General features: G+C 59.6%; 11 protein-coding genes. 2 read left to right on the top strand and 9 right to left on the bottom strand.

Going from position 1 to position 15,060, the window contains the following annotated elements; translation table 11 throughout:
- The first annotated feature begins 222 nt into the window (after nucleotides 1-222).
- Entirely contained in the window at nucleotides 223-660 is a 438-nt protein-coding gene (locus ACZ0AZ_RS04605) for a pilin (protein WP_039761637.1), read from the top strand.
- Nucleotides 661-958: 298 nt separating this feature from the next.
- A complete protein-coding gene (locus tag ACZ0AZ_RS04600) occupies nucleotides 959-1,312 on the top strand; it encodes a BON domain-containing protein (RefSeq protein ID WP_039761635.1) in 354 nt (117 codons plus the stop codon).
- Between the two features lie 269 nt (nucleotides 1,313-1,581).
- Here the strand turns inward: ACZ0AZ_RS04600 and ACZ0AZ_RS04595 are convergent, their stop codons facing one another.
- From ACZ0AZ_RS04595 to ACZ0AZ_RS04555, 9 genes are all read right to left on the bottom strand, one after another.
- Nucleotides 1,582-1,881: a DUF2845 domain-containing protein gene (locus ACZ0AZ_RS04595; RefSeq protein ID WP_039761633.1), complete on the bottom strand. Its 300-nt coding sequence runs from the start codon at nucleotides 1,879-1,881 to the stop codon at nucleotides 1,582-1,584.
- Entirely contained in the window at nucleotides 1,878-4,829 is a 2,952-nt protein-coding gene (locus tag ACZ0AZ_RS04590; protein WP_463537009.1) for a DUF748 domain-containing protein, read from the bottom strand. The genes ACZ0AZ_RS04595 and ACZ0AZ_RS04590 overlap by 4 nt, the downstream gene beginning before the upstream one ends.
- A 222-nt stretch (nucleotides 4,830-5,051) precedes the next feature.
- On the bottom strand, nucleotides 5,052-6,068 hold the full coding sequence (locus ACZ0AZ_RS04585; RefSeq protein WP_415761409.1) for a class I SAM-dependent rRNA methyltransferase: 1,017 nt from the start codon (nucleotides 6,066-6,068) through the stop codon (nucleotides 5,052-5,054).
- A 135-nt stretch (nucleotides 6,069-6,203) separates the two neighbouring features.
- Nucleotides 6,204-8,141 (bottom strand): acetate--CoA ligase, encoded by a 1,938-nt coding sequence (gene acs / locus ACZ0AZ_RS04580; RefSeq protein ID WP_039761628.1) that lies wholly within the window; start codon nucleotides 8,139-8,141, stop codon nucleotides 6,204-6,206.
- A 201-nt stretch (nucleotides 8,142-8,342) separates the two neighbouring features.
- Nucleotides 8,343-10,007: a glucose-6-phosphate isomerase gene (pgi, locus tag ACZ0AZ_RS04575; RefSeq protein WP_016773160.1), complete on the bottom strand. Its 1,665-nt coding sequence runs from the start codon at nucleotides 10,005-10,007 to the stop codon at nucleotides 8,343-8,345.
- Between the two features lie 359 nt (nucleotides 10,008-10,366).
- Nucleotides 10,367-11,227 (bottom strand): pantoate--beta-alanine ligase, encoded by an 861-nt coding sequence (gene panC / locus ACZ0AZ_RS04570; protein ID WP_039761627.1) that lies wholly within the window; start codon nucleotides 11,225-11,227, stop codon nucleotides 10,367-10,369.
- The gene (gene panB / locus ACZ0AZ_RS04565) at nucleotides 11,224-12,024 is read right to left on the bottom strand and encodes a 3-methyl-2-oxobutanoate hydroxymethyltransferase (RefSeq protein WP_016773162.1); all 801 of its coding nucleotides are present in this window, start codon (nucleotides 12,022-12,024) and stop codon (nucleotides 11,224-11,226) included. The genes panC and panB overlap by 4 nt, the downstream gene beginning before the upstream one ends.
- Nucleotides 12,025-12,459: 435 nt before the next feature.
- Nucleotides 12,460-12,945, bottom strand: a complete 486-nt coding sequence (folK, locus tag ACZ0AZ_RS04560; RefSeq protein WP_463537008.1) for a 2-amino-4-hydroxy-6-hydroxymethyldihydropteridine diphosphokinase — start codon at nucleotides 12,943-12,945, stop codon at nucleotides 12,460-12,462.
- A 3-nt stretch (nucleotides 12,946-12,948) separates the two neighbouring features.
- Nucleotides 12,949-14,349, bottom strand: a complete 1,401-nt coding sequence (locus ACZ0AZ_RS04555) for a polynucleotide adenylyltransferase PcnB (RefSeq protein ID WP_463537007.1) — start codon at nucleotides 14,347-14,349, stop codon at nucleotides 12,949-12,951.
- Between the last annotated feature and the right edge of the window lie 711 nt (nucleotides 14,350-15,060).

The raw sequence follows: 15,060 nt of genomic DNA, 5'->3' as shown, positions 1-15,060 counted from the left end.
ATTCCGCACACTTGCCGTTCATGACTTATAGCCTAGTCAAGTCGCAGCGCCAAACACGGCCGGTGCAGGTGACAAAAAGTGTCAGATAGTGCGGTTGCGGGTTGTAGGAAACGGCGCAGGAAATTGCGCGCGCCCAGCAGGCGGGGTCTGAAAGGCGTTGGCATGGGCTGTGCTGAGCCTTGTTCAGATCATGAGATTTCGACTCATGCATGGAGCGTGTCTATGAAAAAACAACAAGGTTTCACATTGATCGAGCTGCTGATCGTCGTGGCGATCATCGGCATTCTGGCGACTATCGCCTTGCCTCAGTATTCGAAGTATCAAGCGCGGTCGAAGGTGACGGCGGGGCTGGCGGAGATTAGTGCATTGAAAGTGCCGTTCGAGGACACGATCAATCAAGGCACAGCTCCAACTCTGGCCAACGTTGCTAATGGTGCGACTACTACTTCCAACTGTACGTTGGCAGTTACCGGTACAGCCGCGACTGGCGAAGGAACGCTTACCTGCACCCTGCTCAATGCACCAGGTCCGGTGTTAGGTAAAACCATTACGCTTTCTCGTTCCGGGGCGGCTACGGGGAATACCTCCGGTGTTTGGACGTGTGCGACGACGGTCAACGCTGATTATTCTCCGCGCGGTTGCACGGCCAGCGGTACGTAATCACAAAGGTGAATAACCAGAATGCCCCGCATTGCGGGGTATTTTTGTATCTGCGATCGCTTCACAAAAGCTCCAATAATTTCAGCAGCTTATGAACTTTCCAAAAAACCGCAACTTGCATGCGAAATTGCGTTGAGTCATGCATTTTGCATGAAAATGAAAATTAGCGTTTTTCATAACATGTTGTTTTTAAACGGTTTTATGCGGACGAAAAAGTTGGCACAGCGTTCGCAATAACTCCGGTAACCCTGCTGACAAGCGTTACAGCAGACTTCCAGTAAAAACAGGAGTTACTCGTATGAAGAAGTTCGCTATCACTGCCGCTGCTACCGCTCTGACCCTGACCATGGCTGGTGGCGCTTTCGCCCAGTCCGCTCAGGCTACCCAAGCGCCAATGGTTCTGGCTGCTGGTGAAGTTACCAAGGCTAAAGAAGCTACTTCCGACACCTGGATCACCACCAAAGTGAAAAGCGATCTGGTTACCGAAAAAGGTATTCCAGGCACCGACATCAAAGTCGAAACCAACAAAGGCGTAGTTTCCCTGTCTTCTGACGTAGCTGTTACCGAAGCTCAGAAAACCACCGCTGTGAACATCACCAAGAAAATCAAAGGCGTTAAAGCGGTATCCGCTGACGGCCTGAAAGCCGAGTAAGGCAAGACTTCTCGCCTGAACCGGGAGAAGACGCGACAGACGGGCCGAGTAATACGTCTGCCGCAACTTTAGAGTTCATGCGAACGGTGACACGGATGTGACCATTACAGGCCCCGGCACTTGTGTCGGGGCCTGTTCTATTTCAGGGTTCACACAAAACAAATGTCGGAGTGAGCCTGCTCGCGATGGCGGTCTGTCAGTTGATTCATTGTTGACTGACAGACCGCCATCGCGAGCAGGCTCACTCCTACAGAGGGACGATATGTTGATCAGTTACCGCGTTTGCTGTTGATCTGCCGCAGGCGATTGCCTTCGAAGCGCAGATATTGGTACATGCCATTGTTCGGGCCGTAGGTCCATTCCTCGACCTGAAACTCCTCGCGGCGATTGGCACTGCGCTTGTAGCCAAGCACGTCACGGCTCACCGGCTCGCCACATTTTTGCAGCACCTCGCTGGCGCGGTCGCCAAGGCTGATCAACTGGCTGCCGCAGCGCAAGGTATCCGAGGCCGACGCGTGGCCAGCAGCGCACGTCAGCGCGAGCACGGCCAGCCAGTTACGCACGGTCATTCGGCATCCAGGTGCATTTGCGTGACCACGCGGCCATCGCTTTCGGCCTCGCCAAGGTTGGCATCGATGAAGTACACCCGGTCATCCTCAAGCTTGCCCTTGTCGACCAGATAATCCTTGATGGTGCTGGCGCGATCCTGGCCCAACTGGCGCAACAGCACATCGCTGCCGCTCCAGAACGCGATCACGCCCTGGCGCATTTTCGCCGTGCGTTCTTCCTTGCCCAGATCTTTCCATTCTGCCGGTGGCTGGGTTTTCAGGCGAGTGCGGTAGATGCCTTCGAGCAACGCGCCTTTCTCGCTCTCGGGCACTTGCAGCAGCGAGGCCTGGGCCGGGACTTTATCGCCACGGCGCTGGAGCATCTTGTAGTAGTTGTACTGATATTCGCGTTCCAGACGTTGCTCGGCCAGCAGTGGTCCATCGCTGCTCTTCGCGGCAGTGCCTTCGATTTCCAGGCGCAGCGCCGGACGTTCCTTGAGCGCTTGCGAGAGTTTTACCAGCGCCGCTTCGGCGTCTTTGTTCAAGTCGCTGGAACCCGGCGCGAAGGACACCGTGCCAAGGTCTTCGGAGCCACCGCCACTAACCAGCCCGCCGATCATTTTGAATGGCGCGGCGGCCGCTTTGACGATCAGGTTGCGCAGGGTTTGCCAAACGATCGGCATCACGCTGAACTGCGGATTGTTCAAGTCGCCGGTGACCGGCAATTCGATGGAGATCTTGCCGTCGACATCCTTGAGCAGGGCGATCGCCAGCTTCAGCGGCAGGCTGACTGCATCGGGGCTGTCGACTTTCTCGCCCAGTTGCAGTTGCTCGACGACGACTTTGTTCTCGGCTTTCAATTGTCCTTTGATGATCAGGTAGTGCAGGTCAAGGTTGAGCCGGCCCTTGCGGATGCGGTATCCGGCGAATTTGCCGGAGTAGGGCGTCAGGGTCGTCAGTTCGACGCGTTTGAAACTGGTGGCGATGTCGAGGCTGGCCATCGGGTCGAACGGATTGACCGCGCCCTTGATGGTCACCGGCGCATAACGGTCGACTTTGCCTTTGATATCGACGCTGGCCGGCTTCGCCTGACGACTGTCGATGGTGCCGATCTGGCCGTTGAGCTGTTGCACGGCGGTGGCGAAGTTGGGTGTCAGACTGAAGTCGGCGAAGTTGGCCGAACCATCGTTGATCGCAATCGCGCCGATGTGAATGCCCAGCGGTTTGTCCTTGCCCGCCGGTTTGGCTGCGGTGCTTTTTGCACCGCTGTCGGCCGGTTGCGGGATCAGCAGGTCGTCGACGTTGGTAGTGCGATCGTCGTTGATCATGAAGCGCACATACGGCTGCAACAGGTTGACCTTGTCGATCGACAGGCTGTCGCCGTGCTGATAGTTGATGCCGTCGATCACGACTTGCTGCCATTTGAGGAAGTCGCGGGTCTTCAGCGTATCGAGGGTGTGCAGTTGATCGATCTGCGCGCGGCCGGTGACGCTGAGCGCCAGTGGCTCAGTGCTCTTCAGGTTGACCTTGAGGTCGCTGCCGAGCATGCCGCTGCGCAGTTCCAGACGAATGAACGGGTTGATGTAGGACTGCGCGACACGCAGGTCGATGTCCTGGGTTCTGACGTTGAGCTGTGCGTTGACCGGGGCCAGGTTGACCGTACCGTCGGCGCTGATCTTGCCTTGCTTGCCCAGGCCGCTGTCGAGCTTGAGCTTGAAAGGCGAGCCGTTGAGGCTGTCGAAATCCTGCAGATCGACGTTCAGCGGAGTGATATCCAGCGCCACCGCCGGTTGCGCCGAGCGGTCGGCGAGATGGACCGTGTAGTTGCGCAGCTGCACATCCTTGACCAGCACCTGCCATGGCTTGCTCGGTGCGGTTGGCTCAGGTTTCGGCGAGTCGGCGGCAGCCGGTGCATCGACCGGTTCGGCAGCGGCTTTGGCCGCTGGTTTCGACGGTTGGCTGGCGAACAGTTTCTGCCAGTCCAACTGGCCGTCGGCTTCCAGCGCCGCCCAGGTTTCCAGCTTGTTGCTGCGGACCTTGCCGACCACCACTTGCTGCTTGGCCAGGTCCAGCGAGGTTTCGCTGACGTCGAGGCGTTCGAGCCTGGCCAGCGGACGTCCGTCTGGAGCCTTGATGGCGAACGGCGCAATGCTCACCGCGACGTTGTTGAGCAACAGTTCGGTCTGTTTCGACAGGTTGAGTTTGTAGTCTGTGCTGAGGCTGACAACGCCGTTTTCCAGCACCAGCGGCACTGCGTCGCGCACGTAAGGCCAGAAGGATTTCATCTGGCCATCGGTGACTTTCAGGGTGCCTTCGGAGGTAAAGGGAATCAGGCTGAAATTGCCGGTCCAGTCGATCCGCCCGCCAGCGGGGCCGATCGCGACAAGGGTCATGTCGGCGCTGTCCTCGGGCAGGGTGCTGAGGTTTTTCAGCTCGAAACTGAGATCGTCGTAAAGAAATTCGATTGGCTCGCTAGGGCGTACATCCTCGAAATGCACCACGCCGCCAGCCAGTTTGATGTTGTCGATGCGCAGCGGGAATGGCTTGGCGTCGGGATCGGCGGGTGTCGGCTCGCTCGGCGGCACGTTGAACAGGCCAAGCAGGTTGAGCTTGCCGTCCTTGGCGAAGAGGATTTCGCTTTTGGGTTTGTCCAATTCGATGTCGGACAGATGCAGCGCTTTGGTCCACAGGCTGTCGATTTGCAAGTTGGCATAGAGGCGATCGAAGCCGACCTGCTCCTTGCCCGGCTCGCCGATGACCAGGCCCCACAGGGTGACCTCAAGGCTGAAGGGGTTCAGTTCGATGCGCTGCAGATGCGCCGGCACCGTCGCGTAGTTGGCCAGTTGCTGGTTGGCCACGCGCAAGGCAATGCCCGGCAGGATCAGAAACCCCAGCAGGCTGTAGAGGGCCAGGGCTGTCAGCAGTGCGCCAATCGCGCGAATCAATCCTTTGGGCATGTGCGGCTTCATCTGTCTGAATCGGAGTGCCTTGGAGTATGGCACGCGATTCTGGTTCCGAAGTGCTTGATGTGGGACAGGATTGTTCAGAAATTTCTGTAGGAACAGATCTCCCTTGTGGGAGCGAGCCTGCTCGCGAATGCGGTGGTTCAGTGAAAAACAAGTCGACTGACACTGCGCTTTCGCGAGCAGGCTCGCTCCCACAGGGGAATGTAATCGCTCATGCCGGAGGGATCACAGCTGCAAGATCAGCGTCTTCAACGGTGGCTGCTGGTCCAGCGAAGGGAAGTCGGCGCCCGGGGGCATCACGCTCCATTCGCGTACCGGGCGGCCGGCTTTTTCGGCGCAGCGCAGCACTTGTTCGCGCCAGTCGTCCATGCTGACTTTCGCCAGGTTGTTGCAGCAGATCAGCACGCCGTCATCGGCGGTGGTCAGCAGCGCGGGTTTGAGCAGGCTCTGATAATCGCGCAGCAGATCGACGGTGCCGAATGCGCTTTTGGCCCAAGCCGGCGGATCGAGCAGGACCAGATCGTATTGGCGCTGTTCGAGGCGCTGATAGCTTGGCAGCTTCTGCCCGCGCCGCTGGCTGATGGGCAGGCCAGCGAGCTGACGGATCGCCGGAAAGTAATCGGACTGAATGAATTGCATCGGCGGCAGCTGCGGGTTGAGCAAACCATTCTCGCGACCGACCGCGAGATTGCCCTCGGCAAAATCGAGGTTGCACACCTCGCGCGCACCGCCCGCCGCTGCACTGAGGCCAACACCACAGGTGTAAGCGAACAGGTTGAGCACGCTTTTGCCTTGCGTGTGGTCCTTGACCCAGCCGCGCGTGTTGCGCAGGTCGAGGAACAGCAGCGGATCCTGCCCGGCATGGCGCCCGCGCACGCGATAGTTCAGGCCCCATTCATGCCCGACCAGATCCGCCAAAGCAGCGTCATTGGCCTTGTAGACGCTGTCCTCACGATCGATCCGCGAGTTGCCACGGGAGCGGTCGTTGTAGACCAGCAGGGTGTCGAAGCCCAGCGTCTGGTTGACCATGGCATGCAGTTGCAGCAGATCGTCACGTTCGAGTGTCTGGTGAAAACTCTGCACCAGCAATTGCGGGCCGTAGCGGTCGATGGTCAGGCCGCCGGCGCCTTCCTGGCTGCCATGGAACAGCCGATAACAATCGGTGCCCTGGCTGTGCAGCACAGCGAGCAGGTCCTGGCGTTGATCGAGGGCGGCGCGCAGCGCCTGATTCAAGGAAGACATGCGGGCGCCTTGCTGAAAAAACGCGAAGCTTAGCAGTCGCGGAGCTACAAGCGGCAAGTTTCTAGCTGCAAGCTAAAAGCGAAACGCCACGCGGACCGCTTTAGCTTGCAGCTTGTAGCTAGAAACTTGCAGCTCTCAAGTATTGAGCCGCTTGTCGACCAGATCCTGCACCACACTTGGATCAGCCAGCGTCGAAGTATCGCCCAGACTGTCGAGCTCATTGCAGGCAATCTTGCGCAAAATCCGCCGCATGATCTTGCCCGAACGGGTCTTTGGCAACGCCGGCGCCCACTGGATCAGGTCCGGTTTGGCGAAGCTGCCGATCTCCTTGCTGACATGTGCCAGCAGGTCTTTCTTCAGCTCTTCGTTGGCCTCGGTGCCGTTCATTGGCGTGACGAATGCGTAGATGCCCTGGCCTTTGACGTCGTGCGGATAACCAACCACGGCGGCCTCGGCGATGCTGTCATGCAGCACCAGCGCGCTTTCCACTTCGGCGGTGCCGATGCGGTGGCCGGAGACGTTGATCACGTCGTCGATGCGTCCGGTGATCCAGTAATCGCCGTCCTCGTCGCGGCGGGCGCCGTCGCCGGTGAAGTAATAGCCGGGGTAGGGTTTGAAGTAGGTGTCGATCATCCGCTGCGGATCGCCGTAGACGCTGCGGATCTGCGCCGGCCAGCTCGATTTGATCGCCAGCACGCCGCTGCCGGCGCCTTTGATTTCCTTGCCGACTTCGTCGAGCAACACCGGTTGCACGCCAAACATTGGTTGCGTCGCGCAGCCCGGTTTGATCCGTTGCGCGCTGACCAGCGGGCTGAGCATGATGCCGCCGGTTTCGGTCTGCCACCAGGTGTCGACGATCGGGCAGCGCTGTTCACCGACGGCATTGAAATACCATTCCCACGCTTCCGGGTTGATCGGCTCACCGACGCTGCCGAGCAATCTGAGGCTGGCGCGCGACGTTTCCTTCAATGGTTCGGCGCCTTCGCGCATCAACGCGCGCAGGGCGGTGGGGGCGGTGTAGAAAATGTTGACCTTGTGCTTGTCGATAACCTGCCAGAAGCGCGAACTGCTCGGGTAGCTCGGCACGCCTTCGAACATCAGTGTGGTCGCACCGTTGGCCAGCGGCCCATAGACGATGTAACTGTGGCCGGTGACCCAGCCGACGTCGGCGGTGCACCAGAACACTTCGCCGTCGCGGTAGTCGAGCACGTACTTGAAGGTCATTGCTGCTTGCAGCAGGTAGCCGCCGGTGGTGTGCAGCACGCCTTTGGGTTTGCCGGTGCTGCCGGATGTGTAGAGGATGAACAGCGGGTCTTCGGCGTCCATCGGTTCCGGCGGGCAATCGTCGTCGACTTCGCGTACGGCCTGGTGATACCAGAGGTCGCGGCCTTCGACCCAGTCGACCTGGCCCTGCGTACGCTCGACCACCACCACGGTGCTGACGTTCGGGCAACTTTGCAGGGCTTTGTCGACGTTGTTTTTCAGTGACACGAAGCGGCCGCCGCGCACGCCTTCATCGGCGGTGATCACGGTACGGCAGTCGGCGTCGAGGATGCGGTCGCGCAGGGAATCCGGGGAAAATCCGCCGAACACTACCGAGTGAATCGCGCCGATTCGCGCGCAGGCGAGCATGGCGTAGGCGGCTTCGGGGATCATCGGCATGTAGATGCACACCCGATCGCCTTTCTTCACGCCACGGCTTTTCAGCACGTTGGCCAGACGGCAGACGTGGTGATGGAGTTTGTTATAAGTGATCTGCGCCGATTCGGCTGGGTCGTCGCCCTCCCAGAGCAGGGCGGTCTGTTCGCCGCGTTGTTCAAGGTGGCGGTCGATGCAGTTGTAGCTGACGTTGAGCTTGCCGCCGGCAAACCAGACCGCTTCACCGGTTTTCAGGTCATAGCGCTGCACGGTCTGCCACGGCGTGCTCCAATCGAGGAAGCGCGTTGCCTGCTCGGCCCAGAAGGCGCTGGGGTGTTCAATCGATTCGCGGTACAGGCGCCGATACTCGTCCTGGCTCAACTGAGCGGCCTGGCGCACGGCATCGGCTTTGGGGAACGTGCTGATATCGAACATGACGGTTCCTTATTCTTGTGGTGCGACACGAATAAAGATGCGCCGAGCGCTGCACAGGTTCAAGTCATGTGCCAAAACAACTGTGGGAGCGAGCCTGCTCGCGAATACGGTGTCTCAGTCAACGAAGGTGTTGAATGAAGAACCGCTTTCGCGAGCAGGCTCGCTCCCACAGGGAAACAGCGTTATGCCCGGAGGCTTTGATCAGCCGCGATGACGCCCGCGGAAGTAGTTGATCAGGCCCTGAGTCGAGGCATCGTCAGCCACGGTCTCGTCGCTGCCGACCAGGCGGTTGTAGACGCCTTTGCCCAATTCCTTGCCCAGTTCCACACCCCACTGGTCGAAGGCGTTGATGCCCCAGACCACGCTTTGCACGAACACTTTGTGCTCATACATGGCAACCAGCGCGCCGAGGCGACGCGGGCTGATGCGTTCGACTACCAGAGTGTTGCTCGGACGATTGCCCGGGATCACCTTGTGCGGCGCCAGTTTGCGCACGTCGTCTTCGCCCATGCCTTTGTCGCGCAGTTCGGCTTCGGCTTCCGGCAGGGTCTTGCCGAGCATCAGCGCCTGGCTCTGCGACAGGCAGTTGGCGTACAGCCACTGGTGGTGGTCGGAGACCGGGTTGAAGCTGACGATCGGCACGATGAAGTCAGCCGGAATCAGCTGGGTGCCCTGGTGCAGCAACTGGTGGTAAGCGTGCTGACCGTTGCAGCCGACGCCGCCCCAGATCACCGGGCCGGTATCGGTCGACACCGAGGTGCCGTCCTGACGCACGCTCTTGCCGTTGGATTCCATGTCCAGTTGTTGCAAGTGCTTGGTGATGTTGCGCAGGTAGTGGTCGTACGGCAGGATCGCGTGGCTTTGCGCGCCCCAGAAATTGCCGTACCACACGCCGAGCAGAGCCAGCAGCACTGGCATGTTCTGTTCGAACGGCGCGGTCTGGAAATGCTGGTCCATGGTGTAGGCACCAGACAGCAGTTCCTTGAAGTTGGACATGCCGATGGCCAGGGCGATCGGCAAACCGATCGCCGACCACAGCGAATAACGGCCGCCGACCCAATCCCACATCGGGAAGATGTTTTCTTCACGGATACCGAAGGCCACCGCAGCGGCGTTGTTGCTCGAAACCGCGATGAAGTGGCGATAGAGCTCGGCTTCCGAACCGCCCTGCGCCAGGTACCAGGCGCGTGCGGCCTGAGCATTCTTCAGGGTTTCGAGGGTGTTGAACGACTTCGACGAAACGATGAACAGCGTGGTCTCGGCGCGCAGTTTCTGCGTCAGCTCGTGGAATTCACTGCCGTCAATGTTCGCCAGGTAATGGCAACGCACGCCTTTCTGCGCATAGGACAGCAGCGCTTCGGACACCAGCTCCGGGCCGAGGAACGAACCACCGATGCCGATGTTGACCACGTCGGTGATCGGCTTCTCGGTGTAACCACGCCACAGTCCGTCGTGAATGCGGCCGACCAGATCGGTGATCTGGTTCAAGACCTTGTGCACTTCCGGCATCACGTTGACGCCGTTGACCGACAACTTGTCGCCGACCGGGCGGCGCAGGGCGGTGTGCAGTGCCGGGCGGCCTTCGGAGGCGTTGACGATTTCGCCGTCGAACAGCGCTTTGATCGCGCCCTTCAGATCGACTTCGTTGGCCAGACCCACCAGCAGGTTGCGGGTCTCGGCGTTGATCAAATTCTTCGAATAATCGAGAAACAGGCCGCAGCTGCTGAGGGTGAACTGATTGAAACGCTGCGGATCGGCGTTGAAGGCTTCGCGCATGCTGAAATCCTGCATGGCTTGGCGGTGATCTTTCAACGCTTGCCAGGCGGGCAGAGCGGTAACGTCGTGAGGAGTGCGGTAGTACGCCATCGCTGCGGTTTTCCTTTTTACTTGAACGGCCTTTTGAACACGGTGCAGATCAGCCATGCCCTTTTAGCGCATGGGATCAACTGCGTCGACACGATATCTGGACACAGGGCGAATACAGTAAACCTCGCGCTGCTTTCTGTCTTGACTTTGTCTGACCAGATCCCTGTACTTTTTTAACATCCGAACGGGGATTTGCCCGACAAACGGAGGTGCCCGGAAGAGTTTCGCCCAACCGGCAAGCACCGAAAACACCTGTGGGAGCGAGCCTGCTCGCGAAGCCGTGGTGTCAGGCAACTTATAAGTCGCTGATACACCGTCTTCGCGAGCAGGCTCGCTCCCACAGGGACATTCGTTGCTGCTTAAATCGGGCTATCGAGATTCAGGTGCAGGTTGTCGATCAACCGCGTGGTGCCGAGGAACGCTGCCGCCAGAATCACCAGATCGCGGTCTTCCGCCGTCGCCGGACGCAAGGTCAGACCATGACGGATTTCCAGATAATCCGGACGCAGACCCGCCGCTTCCAGCACCTGCAACTGTGCAGCGATCAGCGCCGGGTAATCACGCTCACCTTGCTTGATCGCTTCGGCAATGCTGCTCAGCACGCGATACACCACTGGTGCCACGGCGCGCTGGTCTTCATTGAGGAAGCCGTTGCGCGACGACAACGCCAGGCCGTCCGCCGCACGCACGGTCGGCTCGCCGATGATCTGGATCGGCATGTTCAGGTCGTGCACCAGTGCGCGGATCACCGCCAGTTGCTGGTAATCCTTCTGGCCGAAGATCGCCAGATCCGGCTGGACCATGTTGAACAGCTTGCTGACCACCGTCGCCACACCTTCGAAGTGCCCCGGACGGCTCGCGCCACAGAGGCCTTCGGACAATTGCGGCACGCTGACCCGGGTTTGTCCGGCCATGCCGTCCGGGTACATCTCATCGACCGTCGGCGCGAACAGCAGGTCGCAACCGGCTTCGAGAAGTTTTTCCTGATCGGCGGCGAGGGTGCGCGGGTATTTGTCGAGGTCTTCGCCGGCGCCAAATTGCAGCGGATTGACGAAAATACTCGCGACGACGAAATCCACTCGCTGCGTAGCCTTGGTGATCAATGCGACGTGGCCGCTGTGCAGGTTGCCCATGGTCGGCACGAAGCCGATGCGCTTGCCTTCACTGCGCGCGCGGGCGACGGCGGCGCGTAGTTCGCGTACGGTTTTGACGGTGTTCATGCAGAGAATCCGTGTTCGATGCCGGGGAACGTGGTGGCTTTGACTTCGCTGACGTAAGCCTTCAGCGCGGACTGGATGCTGTCCTGACCCTGCATGAAGTTCTTGACGAATTTGGGGACGCGGCCGGTGATCGACAGGCCGAGCATGTCGTGCAATACCAACACCTGACCGTCGGTGGCGTTGCCGGCGCCGATGCCGATCACCGGAATGCCCACGGCCTGGCTGATTTCCGCCGCCAGTTCGCTCGGTACGCACTCGAGCAACAGCATGGCCGCACCGGCCTGCTCCAGCGCGATCGCATCGGCTCGCATCTGCCGCGCCTGGTTCTCGTTGCGGCCCTGCACTTTATAGCCGCCGAGAATGTTCACTGCTTGCGGGGTCAGGCCCATGTGCGCACACACCGGCACACCGCGCTCGGCGAGCAAGCGGATCGACTCCGCCAGCCACAGTTGACCTTCGACCTTGACCATGTGCGCACCGGCCTGCATCAGCATGGCGCTGTTGGTCATGGTCTGTTCGAGGGTGGCATTGGCCATGAACGGCAGGTCGGCGAGGATCAGGGCATCACCATTGCCACGCTTGACGCTGGCGACGTGGTAGGCCATTTCCGCCGTGGTCACTGGCAGGGTGCTGTCATGACCCTGCAGAACCATACCGAGGGAGTCGCCGACCAGCAGCACTTCGACACCGGCCTCGTTGCAGGCGTGGGCGAAGGTCGCGTCATAGCAGGTCAGCATGGTGATCTTTTCACCTTTCTGCTTGAGGCTCTGGAGCGTGGTCAGGGTGATGGCTGGCATGTAAAAAATCCTCGTTCAGGCGCTCTGGAAACTGCTGCGAGTCACGCGCGTGATTCTTCATCTACTCAGGCGCACGGTCTTGTGTCGTGCTTTGAAAAGCCTGGATTGCGCCCGTTCATGCCGGGTTGGCGGCAGCGGGACGCCTATAGTCGTGATGAGCCAACCGGAAGTCAATTGCGTGTGTTACCGCATTGTTACGCGGGCGGTGTTACCGCCGTTACTGATGCGATTCAGCGGCGCTGCGGGCCTGATTCGGGGGATTTTTGTCTGACAAAAACTGGAGATTGGCAGGTGACCTGTAGCGAGGGGATTTATCCCCGTTGGGTCGCGGAGCGGCCCCATGTTGTATACAGCTTGGTCAGATTTGGGCCTGCTTCGCAGTCCAACGGGGATAAATCCCCTCGCCACACAACCACATTTCACAGAAGATTTTTGTCAGGGCTGGGAGAGGCGCTCAAGACCGACGAACGGGCAGGCGGCCAGAAGGTCGGAAAGGGCGCGGCCATCGGTCAGCCGCAGGTCTTGCGGCGCCAGTTCAGCGAGGGGGTAGAGCACAAAGGCCCGCTCCTGAATCTGATAATGCGGGACTTTCAGCCGTGGCTCATCGATCAGACGATCGCCGAACAGCAGAATATCCAGATCCAGCGTGCGTGGCCCCCAACGCTCCAGACGCTCGCGGCCCTGCTCATTCTCGATTGCCTGCAAGGCGTCGAGCAGCTCTAACGGTGCGAGCGAGCTGTCGAGGGCGACGACGGCGTTGGTGTAACGCGGCTGGCCCGGCAACAGCGAATCGCTTTGATAAAAGGCTGAGACGCCGGAAAGGGTAGTCTGCGGCAATTGCGCCAGCGCCGCAACGGCGCTGCGCAATTGTCCGGCCGGGTCAGCGAGGTTGCTGCCCAGACCGATGTAGATGCGCTCCATGACTTACTCGCCCGTCGCGCTCGAAGCGCCGGCGCGCTTGCGCTTGGAGCCGCCGCTGCGGCGACGTTTGCGTGGCGCGCCGCTGGCATCGTCACCCTTGCCGCTGAGGTCGCGGATCATGTCGCGGCGCTCGCTGTCGTTGGCGTCCTGATAATCGGTCCACCATTCGCCGAGGCCATCGGTCTCCTCGCCGGCGCTTTCACGCAGCAGCAGGAAATCGTAACCGGCACGGAAGCGCGGGTTGTCCAGCAGCAGATCGGCGCGTTTGCCACTGCGCCGCGGCAGGCGTTCCTGCATGTCCCAGATTTCGCGGATCGGCATGGTGAAGCGCTTCGGAATCGCGATGCGCTGGCACTGTTCGGCGATCAGCTCGTGAGCGGCTTCCTGCATCGCCGGAATCGGCGGCATGCCTCGTTCCTGCAGACGCAACACGCGGGCTGGCAGCGCAGGCCAGAGCAGGGCAGCAAAGAGGAACGCCGGGGTCACCGGTTTGCTCTGCTTGATGCGCAGGTCGGTGTTGGTCAGTGCTTCGCTGATCAGCGTGTGGGTGTATTCCGGGTTGTATTCCAGCGCCTCGGCACTGGCCGGGAACAGCGGGGCGAACAGTTGCAGGTCGACCAGCATTTCAAAGGTGATCGCGCCGTGCCCGGAGAGGAACAGCTTGAGCACTTCTTCGAACAGCCGCGCCGAGGGAATCTCGCGCAGCATCGGCGCCAGTTCGCGGATCGGCTGCACGGTGTGCTTCTCGATGCCGAAGTTGAGCTTGGCGGCGAAACGCACGGCCCGCAGCATGCGCACCGGGTCTTCCTGGTAACGCTGCTTCGGGTCGCCGATCAGGCGGATCAGGTGATTGCGGATGTCGTGCACGCCGTTGGCGTAATCGAGAATGCGCTCACTGACCGGATCGTAATACAGGGCGTTGATGGTGAAGTCGCGACGTTGCGCGTCTTCTTCCAGAGTGCCGTAGACGTTGTCGCGCAGAATGCGCCCGCTCTCGTTGCGCGAAGACTGGTTGCTGTCTTCCTCGTCTTCGTTGACCGGGTGATTGGCGCGGAAGGTCGCGACTTCAATGATTTCGCGACCGAAATGGATGTGCACCAGCTTGAACCGGCGACCGATGATCCGCGCATTGCGGAATTCGGCACGCACCTGCTCGGGGGTGGCACTGGTGGCGACGTCGAAGTCCTTGGGCGTGATGCCCAGCAGCATGTCACGCACGCAACCACCGACCAGATAAGCCTGGTAACCGGCACCTTGCAGGCGTTCGACGATATTCACCGCATAGCGGCTGAACTGCGTTTTCTGCAGCGAATGTTGGCCGCTGTTGAGCACTTCAGGGGTGCTGCGGATGTGTTGCGTACGACGCACGGGAGTTCGGAATGACTGGAACAGCTTCTTCAGCATGGGATGCACTGTTTGAAGGAATGTTCGGCCATACCAAAAGAATGACCGCATGATGGGCGCAGATTCTAGCATTTAGTCGGGGGATGGTGTAGGACGCGGCAGATATGAGCTGCAAGCCGCAAGCTGCAAGGGTTGAACGAGGGAAAACGGGGAGATTTCACGGAAGGGAGAAACTACAAGGGGAGCCGAAGCTCCCCAAGAAGTAGTTGCGTGCTCTTTTTATTATTGATTCGGGCTTCTTGTTTTTGTTGAGTGCCCTCGCCACGAAGTGTTTCCTTCGTGACCCTCCCAATCGGGAGCCAAGAGCAAACGGATTGCTTTGGTCGCTGAATTGCAGTGATCTCTCGATCCAACCAGTACAGGCTCTGTCTTAGGACAGTTTTTGTTGTTCTCGGCCTGGTCGTGGGGCAAGCCCCAAATACAACGCCTCTCCAAAAGAATCAGTTAGCTGCGCCTCTCGCCGTCTTGTTTTTATTGTGCGTGAGTCGATTCGTCTTATTTTTATTGTCTTGTGCATTGCTTGTTATTGTTCTTGTACCAAACATATAGCAGGGTGCGTGCCAACTTTTGCCAGGCCCAGCAAAACAAGGGGGCAGGTCGATATAACCGTTTTGCAGGGGCGAAAAAAAGCCGGGGTTTCGTTACCGATAACCCCGGCTTCTGTTACGTGAATCGACTGCGGTAACAGTTTTTTCACATTGTCATGCGTTA

It is taken from the genome of Pseudomonas sp. AC239, from assembly GCF_979258545.1.
This window is presented reverse-complemented; position numbering and strand designations above follow the sequence as displayed.

What these genes read in the sequence shown, in the direction of transcription:
- ACZ0AZ_RS04605 (WP_039761637.1), top strand. Translation starts at nt 223, where the DNA reads ATGAAAAAACAACAAGGTTTCACATTGATCGAGCTGCTGATCGTCGTG.
- ACZ0AZ_RS04600 (WP_039761635.1), top strand. Translation starts at nt 959, where the DNA reads ATGAAGAAGTTCGCTATCACTGCCGCTGCTACCGCTCTGACCCTGACC.
- ACZ0AZ_RS04595 (WP_039761633.1), bottom strand. Translation starts at nt 1,881, where the DNA reads ATGACCGTGCGTAACTGGCTGGCCGTGCTCGCGCTGACGTGCGCTGCT.
- ACZ0AZ_RS04590 (WP_463537009.1), bottom strand. Translation starts at nt 4,829, where the DNA reads ATGAAGCCGCACATGCCCAAAGGATTGATTCGCGCGATTGGCGCACTG.
- ACZ0AZ_RS04585 (WP_415761409.1), bottom strand. Translation starts at nt 6,068, where the DNA reads ATGTCTTCCTTGAATCAGGCGCTGCGCGCCGCCCTCGATCAACGCCAG.
- acs (WP_039761628.1), bottom strand. Translation starts at nt 8,141, where the DNA reads ATGTTCGATATCAGCACGTTCCCCAAAGCCGATGCCGTGCGCCAGGCC.
- pgi (WP_016773160.1), bottom strand. Translation starts at nt 10,007, where the DNA reads ATGGCGTACTACCGCACTCCTCACGACGTTACCGCTCTGCCCGCCTGG.
- panC (WP_039761627.1), bottom strand. Translation starts at nt 11,227, where the DNA reads ATGAACACCGTCAAAACCGTACGCGAACTACGCGCCGCCGTCGCCCGC.
- panB (WP_016773162.1), bottom strand. Translation starts at nt 12,024, where the DNA reads ATGCCAGCCATCACCCTGACCACGCTCCAGAGCCTCAAGCAGAAAGGT.
- folK (WP_463537008.1), bottom strand. Translation starts at nt 12,945, where the DNA reads ATGGAGCGCATCTACATCGGTCTGGGCAGCAACCTCGCTGACCCGGCC.
- ACZ0AZ_RS04555 (WP_463537007.1), bottom strand. Translation starts at nt 14,349, where the DNA reads ATGCTGAAGAAGCTGTTCCAGTCATTCCGAACTCCCGTGCGTCGTACG.